General features: G+C 52.9%; 9 protein-coding genes and 1 pseudogene. 6 read left to right on the top strand and 4 right to left on the bottom strand.

What is annotated here, in order from left to right; translation table 11 throughout:
- Positions 1–100: 100 nt before the first annotated feature.
- From LUQ43_RS13265 to LUQ43_RS13255, 3 genes are all read right to left on the bottom strand, one after another.
- Positions 101–304, bottom strand: a complete 204-nt coding sequence (locus LUQ43_RS13265; RefSeq protein ID WP_299968547.1) for a hypothetical protein — start codon at positions 302–304, stop codon at positions 101–103.
- A gap of 96 nt (positions 305–400) precedes the next feature.
- Positions 401–1,021: a hypothetical protein gene (locus tag LUQ43_RS13260; protein ID WP_299968545.1), complete on the bottom strand. Its 621-nt coding sequence runs from the start codon at positions 1,019–1,021 to the stop codon at positions 401–403.
- Positions 1,022–1,368: 347 nt separating this feature from the next.
- Positions 1,369–2,889: a serine hydrolase domain-containing protein gene (locus tag LUQ43_RS13255; RefSeq protein WP_299968543.1), complete on the bottom strand. Its 1,521-nt coding sequence runs from the start codon at positions 2,887–2,889 to the stop codon at positions 1,369–1,371.
- A gap of 125 nt (positions 2,890–3,014) precedes the next feature.
- Between LUQ43_RS13255 and LUQ43_RS13250 the strand changes: the two genes are divergently transcribed.
- Entirely contained in the window at positions 3,015–4,025 is a 1,011-nt protein-coding gene (locus tag LUQ43_RS13250; protein WP_299968541.1) for a hypothetical protein, read from the top strand.
- A 10-nt stretch (positions 4,026–4,035) separates the two neighbouring features.
- Here LUQ43_RS13250 and LUQ43_RS13245 read toward each other — a convergent pair whose 3' ends face one another.
- A complete protein-coding gene (locus LUQ43_RS13245; protein ID WP_299968539.1) occupies positions 4,036–4,362 on the bottom strand; it encodes a carboxymuconolactone decarboxylase family protein in 327 nt (108 codons plus the stop codon).
- 127 nt (positions 4,363–4,489) lie between these two features.
- On the opposite strand from LUQ43_RS13245, the gene LUQ43_RS13240 reads away from it, so the two are divergent.
- The 5 genes and pseudogenes from LUQ43_RS13240 to LUQ43_RS13220 form a co-directional block, all read left to right on the top strand.
- Complete coding sequence (locus LUQ43_RS13240) at positions 4,490–5,677, top strand: bifunctional 5,6,7,8-tetrahydromethanopterin hydro-lyase/3-hexulose-6-phosphate synthase (RefSeq protein ID WP_299968537.1); 1,188 nt, start codon at positions 4,490–4,492, stop codon at positions 5,675–5,677.
- A 246-nt stretch (positions 5,678–5,923) separates the two neighbouring features.
- Positions 5,924–6,157: a hypothetical protein gene (locus LUQ43_RS13235; protein ID WP_299968535.1), complete on the top strand. Its 234-nt coding sequence runs from the start codon at positions 5,924–5,926 to the stop codon at positions 6,155–6,157.
- Between the two features lie 12 nt (positions 6,158–6,169).
- Complete coding sequence (locus tag LUQ43_RS13230; protein ID WP_299968533.1) at positions 6,170–6,436, top strand: hypothetical protein; 267 nt, start codon at positions 6,170–6,172, stop codon at positions 6,434–6,436.
- A 48-nt stretch (positions 6,437–6,484) separates the two neighbouring features.
- Positions 6,485–6,619 (top strand): annotated as a pseudogene (locus LUQ43_RS13225) (bifunctional formaldehyde-activating protein/3-hexulose-6-phosphate synthase); the annotation flags it as partial.
- 169 nt (positions 6,620–6,788) lie between these two features.
- Positions 6,789–7,228, top strand: a 440-nt coding sequence (locus tag LUQ43_RS13220) for an alpha/beta hydrolase (RefSeq protein WP_299968531.1), incomplete at its 3' end; no start/stop codon positions are given.

The following is a 7,228-nucleotide window of genomic DNA, read 5'->3' as shown; positions in this document are numbered from 1 at the left end:
TGCTCGGAGCTCATTCTTTATTCGGCGGGCAATTTGCCGGTGTTTGACCATATTCGGCGCCCGCTGCCTATTTAGATCTTACTGTTTTCCTCAGCCCGAGCTAAACATTAGTGAAGTACTGAGCCTGGCGGACATCCGGGACGCCCGTGAGCATGAGCGATACGGTTCCGTCAGGTGTTGTTCCGGTTGCATCCGGGATTTTTTGTGCGGTGGAGGAGGTAGGTTGAGTGCCTGCGCAGCCCGCTGCAAGAACCAGGCAGGTGATGAGAATGAGCGTAAGAAGACCGTATGACGATGAGTTCATGGGGATTAGTATTCACTCTCCGGATATCAACGTTATGAAATACAGTCCACGTCTTCCCGGAAAACTTTTCATCTGATAAAAAAAGAGTGAAAATTTTTACTTGATTTTTGCTGCTGCAATACCAGCGAGTTGTTTGGCAGTTTCGTAATCTGCCGCTGTCCCGTTCGTCTGGATATCCTGGAACACATCCTTTTTCACAAATGCGATCAGGTATCCCGAGGAGTTATCACTTTTATCGAAAAATCTCAGTGAACCGCTGACATCCCCAATGGTTGGCAGAGATACTTCTTCAACGGACAGATTTGTATTGTTCGTTTCAGCTGGCCATGATTTGTAACCATTTATGGTATCAGGTACTACGAGAGTGATATTTTCAGCGGAATACACAGAGATATTCTGTTTGATGAACGTTACGGAAGGTGAATTCGGATCATTCTTCTGGTAAACGGCATAGTATCCTTTTTTCCAGCCGTGAGCAAGTGCCCAGTCGCTCAGTTCAGAAGCCGGTCTCTCGCCTTTTGCCACAAGGGTGAAATTTCCCGGGATCTCTGAAGGCTGCAATATCATTTCTGAAGGCTCAGCCGATGACAGGGTTTTGTTTGTTACCGGTGTCGGTGATGATGCGGGTGTCTGTGAGGTACATCCTGCAATACCCACCGAGAGAACGACCAAAACGGTCATGAGCAGTATTATTGATGAGATGGATTGCTTTACCATGGTTCAGCGTTTACTCCCGTTTAATAATAAATGGTTGTTTTTATTCCCCGTTCACCGTATTCTTCAATAACAGAAATGCCCGATGGATCTCCTGCGGTCAGGGTCTCAAAAAAAAATTACTCCGCTAAGGATCCCGTATCCACCCATTCGTTGACCATCACGCACGATGTATTTTTGAAAAACCGGATGAGTCCGGACACAGGGCTCCGTTTCGTCCGGGTCGTTACGACACCTTCTCTGGCTTGTCATACGAGCCTTCCATCATATACCTCTTCAGCCCGCTGACCGTTCCGGAAGCTTCACGGGAACTAAAAAAAGTATTGACGGGCAGGTGTCGGCTCATCAGCTTACGCCCGGGTGAACGGGCCGAATTCATCTGAGGTAAAGCCGGTAACGGTTCCCGTCGGGCTCGCAGCGAAGGTGAGATATCCGACCTGGTCGTCCGGGTTCGGGAACGTGAGATACCAGGTGTTGTTGGTCCAGTGCGTGAGATTCCCCGGGTACCTGTCCGGGCCAAGACCAAAGGTCATATTCCCGGCATCTGATCCCTGGTTTACCTGCAGGATGCCGTACAGGGTGCTCGTGTACGTTCCCGCGATGGCAGACGGGCTGATCGTTGCCGGGCCGGCATCTGCGGGACGTGTGGGATTCTTGATGAGCGAGTTCCACCCGGCCTGCGAGGCGTTCTCCCGTGCCTGCAGGTCAACACCGATCTTTCCGATATACCGCTCCAGGAATTCGTCCCGGACCGCCTCGGGGAATGCAGTCAGCTGCTTGTTTGCGATGACAACGATCCCGCTCTTTTTCCCGGGGATGAGGACGACAACCGAACGGACACCGTCAAGCGCCCCGTTCTTCTCTATGACCCGCTCGCCAAGGAAGTGGTAGGAGTCGCAGCCAAGACCGACTGCCCCGTTTTGGTCACCAAGAGGCCCGCTTGCCCCTGCCACCAGGCTTGCCGCATGAATATCCTTCACGGTTTTCGGCGTGAGGATCTGCTTCCCGTCAATTGAACCGTCGTTCAGCATCATCCTCATAAACTGCGTCATGTCCCGGCCGGTCGAGACTACCTGGCCGGCAGCGGGAAGGGATGCCTCCTCGAGCGGGATGGTATGGATATCGCCACCTGTACCGGCATGGCCGGCAACATGGTTGTCATCGAGATACAGTGTTTCCGGGTGGGCTCCCGACCTCGTCATGGTGAGCGGCCTGATGATCCGGGCATCCGTTAAATCCTCCCAGCTCCGGTTGTCCGCTTTTGCCGCAACTTCCCCGGCAATGAAATACCCGACATTTGAATACCGGTACTTCTCCCGGAAACTGGTGCCCGGCTCTAAGTACTGTATCCGCTGCAGGATCTCGCTGTTGGAGTATCCGACCCGGCCCAGCAGTTCCCCGTCATAGGATTTGAAACCTGCACGGTGGGCGAGCATGTCGCGGAGGGTTGCATGCTGGCCTGCGTACCTGTCTTTTAAGGCAAAACCCGGCAGGTACGTGACCACCGGGGTATCCCAGTCAAGTTTCCCTTCATCGACAAGCGTACCGATCGCAGCACCGGTAAAATATTTCGACACGGACGCTATCTGGAAGCGTGTGTCGGGATCGACCTTCTCCGGTCTGCCGGCCTCCCGGACGCCGAACCCTTTCAGGTACACAACGGTGTCGTTCTCGACAATGCCGACAACCGCACCGGGTACTTCGTATTCAGCCATTTTACCGGTAACAAAAGCATCAAAGCCGTCGAGTTTGTCAGCGTTTGCAGAAGTACTGGTTTTTTGCGTGCCGGTACAACCGGCAATAAAAACCATGCCGGCTACAAGGCAGGCCGCAAGAATGAGGAACGCGTATCGCAGGGAGGTTTTTTTCATACATGGGAATTGGAGTATACAATGAAATATATTGTCTTTTCATGTCCCGGCAAAAGAGAGCCTCACGGCGGACCCGGCCAGTACATCAGCATCTTTAATAGGGCAGAAAAAAGATTCTCATTAAAATGACAGATAGTCCCTTCTCGTTCCTCCCGATTATTTTTTTAGGAATAATTGCCTGTGTCATCCTCTATTTCGGGTTCCGGCGGATCAACCGGGAATCCCCCTGCCCCGCATTTACGTATCAGCATTCGATTGATTTTTTCAGCGCCATTGAACACCTTATTGCAATTATCGGCGTTATCGCCACCATCATTTCGCTCTCCCCCCTCTTCCTGACCTTTATCCTGGGAGATGGCTGGCTCCAGATCATGTTAACCACGCAGATAGGTATCCTGGCGCTCGGGGCAATCATCATCGCCACCTATTTTTCAGCATTTTTTATCTACTGCCTGTTAGCCCTGATCGTCATCCGGTGGTTCACCCGGATCGGCCGGAATCCTGAAGTCAGGATCAGCGAGAAGATCATCTCATTTGCGATCCTGATCAGCGGCGTTGTTGCCATATTCAGCCTGGTCTGGTTCTTATTAACGGCATGGTTTTTGAGTCTCAATGCCCCGATATCGATTGCCGGCCTGGGGGTTTTTGCGGTCATTGCAGGGCTGACGCTGGTGATCGTACTGGCGGTTTTCATGGATCTGAACAGTCTCCTCCCGTATCCCCGGATAAAAACCGTCTTTTCGTTTATCCTCGTCCTGTTCTTCTGTGGTATTGCCGGTATCGTCCTCTTTCTTGCCATTTCCGGCGGCACTTCCCTGTTCATGACGGCATCCAATTATACTGATGTGGAAACGTATTCGTTCACTATCGATCCGGTGACGATGCCCGATACCCGCAGCGTTCCCCGGGTTGTTGCACTCTACCCGGATTATCGTGTTTACTGGACCTATGATCTTCTGGATTACGCAAAAAACAAACCCCCCGTAATTGTAAGCATGCAGGTTGAAGACGCGAACAAGAAACATGCCTCTGACAGCCTCGGGAAAGCGTCGGATTATATCATCGGCAGTGCACATGCCAATTTCACGTGGAGCGGCGTGGATGAGATGGTGATGCACCCTCAACCTGTTTTTTAAAAGTGAGACGCTAGCGCTTCTTCGTTTTCTTCGCTTCTTCGATCCCGTCCAGGGCCGCCGGCAGGCACTCGAGCACCGTAACAAGGCCGGTGAGGTGCAGGTTCATCACGACTGCGCCCACGATCTCGTCCCTGGTCGCGCCACTCTTCTGCGCCATCATCGCATGCAGCTTCACGCCTTCGGGATTCCGGGTGGCGGTCTGGATGGCGATGTTGATCAGCTGCTTGGTTTTGGGATCCAGGCCGTTTAAGGATCGCTGGACCTCGACGAGATTATTGAACCGCTCGGCAAGTTCCGGGCACTCCTTCTGGAAAAGATCGTATGGGTTCTTCGCCATGCGGGCACACTCTGTACGTAATTGCTCGTGATGCCGGTTAATAAGTTCTTTGAACCGGCTCCGGCAGTGCCGGCTCGTAACTTTATCATAGATTAGCGGCACATAATTGAACAGTACGGAGAGTTCCATGTATTTAGTCGGAGAAGCACTTATTGGCGATGGCGCGGAACTGGCGCATATCGACCTGTTAATGGGAGATAAGGAAGGTCCTATCGGTTCGGCATTTGCAAACTCGGTCTCGCAGCTTTCAATGGGGCACACGCCCCTTCTTGCGGTGGTACGCCCAAACCTGCTGACCAAGCCGGCCACGATCGTGATCCCGAAGGTCACGTTAAAGGACATGTCCCAGGTCAACGAGATGTTCGGCCCGGTGCAGGCCGCAGTCGCAAAGGCGGTTGCGGACTGTGTTGAGGAGGACCTGTTCAAGGGGATCGACATCGAAGGTACCGTTATCATGGTGTCGGCCTTCGTTCACCCGGATGCAAAGGACTACAACAAGATCTACCGGTACAACTACGGCGCAACCAAACTTGCCCTCCACCGTGCCATCGACAAGTTCCCGGACACGAAGACGCTCGTGTTCGAGAAAGACCGTGCAGCACACGGCATCATGGGATTCAAGGTCACCCGGCTCTGGGATGCCCCTTACCTCCAGGTCGCAATGGACCTCGTGGACATGGGCAAGGTTGCTGAAGTCTTGAAGTGCGTTCCGCAGAACGACCACGTGATCATCGAAGCAGGAACCCCGCTGATCAAGAAGTTCGGCCTCTCGGTCATCGGCGAGATCCGCAAGCTCCGCCCGAATGCATTCATCATCGCGGACATGAAGATCCTCGACACCGGCAATCTTGAAGCCCGCATGGCAGCCGATGCAACCGCTGACGCAGTCGTTGTCTCCGGCCTTGCCCCGGCATCCACCATCGAGAAGGCGTGCTCGGAAGCCCGCAAGGTCGGCATCTATTCGATCATCGATATGCTGAACGTCCAGAACCCGGTCAAGCTCATCGCGAGCCTGAAAGTCAAGCCGGACATTGTAGAACTCCACCGTGCCATCGACACCGAAGGCGCCTCGGCCGCCCATGCCTGGGGCGACATTGCGGCGATCAAGAAGGCGGCTGGCGGCAAGCTGCTTGTTGCAACTGCCGGCGGTATCCGTGTTGATGTGGTGAAGGAAGCACTCAAGTCCGGCGCGGACATCCTCGTGGTCGGCCGTGCGATCACTGCCTCGAAGGATATCGAGCATGCAGCGGATGAGTTCTTAGACCAGCTGAACCGGGAAGAGATCGACCAGTTCAGGGTCATGACTGACTTTTAAGTCATAATACTATTTTTTCGTTTCATTAATTACAAAATCGTCCGGTCCAGGGAGATCCACTTGGCAGGAGGTTAAGTCGACTCTTTAACCTGAATAATCCCTGCTATGGGATTTCTTACAATACCCCTATTCCACGGAATGCGATCTGAAGCACAATTTTTATCACTATTTCTCGCCAAGATTGTACAACTGTCTAATCTTACACAGTTGACCCGGCATCTGCATGTTGCGAGGCGATTATTGAATATGACACAATCCATTTCCCGGCAGGAAGAAATTGCGGACAAGAGAGTGGCCCTCACACCGAGCACGTGGGCTGATCTCTCCCGGCTGAAAGAACCGGGGAAAACCCTTGGAGACACGGTAGCTGATCTCATTGCTGAACATCAGTTACGAACTCTCGAAAGAGACCTTGACGAAATTGACAAGGATGCGCACTTCGTTCCCTGGGACAAGGCCAAGAAAGAACTCGGTCTTTAAGGCAGGCATACCGTGCAGATAAAAATCGGGGACGATGCCAGGGCATTCATCAGGGACCTGCCCGAGAAAGACCGTCGTGTTATCGGGGAGCATATCGATCGGCTGACTGAACACCCCCATGCTCTGGGTGATATTAAAAAACTCAAAACCCGGAGACCCCGGTGGAGGATGCATGTATCCTCGAAATACACGATATTTTATTTTGTGGCTGACGATATGGTCTGTATCGACCGTATCATGAGCCAGGAACTTGCACACAAGAAATACGGGAAGATCTAGCAATTTTTGCCCGGCGAAATCATTTTTATTATCGTATGTGCGGGGAACGAGAGCGCCCATGCCTGGGGCGACATTGTGGTGATCAAGAATGCAGCGGGCGGCAAGCTGTTTGTTGCAACCGCAGGTGGTATCCGTGTTGATGTCGTGAAGGAAGCACTCATGTCCGGCGCTGATATCCTCATGGGGGCCATATAGTGATTCCCTCCGGGGATCGAATGCATGTTTTTGGGATCCGCCTTCATGGAAAACCCGGTATGCCAGTTGTAAAAAAATCGCAGGTAATTTTTTTAGATCTCCGCCCAATTACAAACAATCCAATACCTGAATCTGTAATTTCCGCAACGAGGTTTTCATGAACAAGTCCCTGATGCTCATCCTGGTTATCGCTACCGCCCTCTGCCTTATTGTCACGGCAGGGTGCACGAATGCTTCCGCCCCGGCTACCTGCCCGGCAGTCCCGGCAACACATGCCTATTCCTCCGTATCGATCAATGCAACGCCCGTGAAGTACACAGAGGTCAACGGCGTTACGCTGGGATACCGGGAATTCGGGTCCGGCGAACCCCTCCTGCTGGTCCCGGGATTCGGCGCCACCATGGACACTGCGTGGAACGAGACATTTATTTCGATCCTTGCCTCGAAATACCATGTCTATACCTATGACCACCGGGGGATGGGATACAGTTCGGACAATAATGCAACACCCACGATCTCCCAGTACTCCGAGGATGCAGCCGGGCTGATGAAGGCTCTCGGGTATGACAGCATGCACGTGTACGGGGCCTCGATGGG

The organism is Methanoregula sp., from assembly GCF_028679125.1.
GTDB lineage: Archaea > Halobacteriota > Methanomicrobia > Methanomicrobiales > Methanospirillaceae > Methanoregula.
This window is presented reverse-complemented; position numbering and strand designations above follow the sequence as displayed.

Coding starts and splice junctions, on each gene's coding strand:
- LUQ43_RS13255 (WP_299968543.1), bottom strand. CDS start 2,889: ATGAAAAAAACCTCCCTGCGATACGCGTTCCTCATTCTTGCGGCCTGC.
- LUQ43_RS13250 (WP_299968541.1), top strand. CDS start 3,015: ATGACAGATAGTCCCTTCTCGTTCCTCCCGATTATTTTTTTAGGAATA.
- LUQ43_RS13260 (WP_299968545.1), bottom strand. CDS start 1,021: ATGGTAAAGCAATCCATCTCATCAATAATACTGCTCATGACCGTTTTG.
- LUQ43_RS13235 (WP_299968535.1), top strand. CDS start 5,924: ATGACACAATCCATTTCCCGGCAGGAAGAAATTGCGGACAAGAGAGTG.
- LUQ43_RS13265 (WP_299968547.1), bottom strand. CDS start 304: ATGAACTCATCGTCATACGGTCTTCTTACGCTCATTCTCATCACCTGC.
- LUQ43_RS13245 (WP_299968539.1), bottom strand. CDS start 4,362: ATGGCGAAGAACCCATACGATCTTTTCCAGAAGGAGTGCCCGGAACTT.
- LUQ43_RS13240 (WP_299968537.1), top strand. CDS start 4,490: ATGTATTTAGTCGGAGAAGCACTTATTGGCGATGGCGCGGAACTGGCG.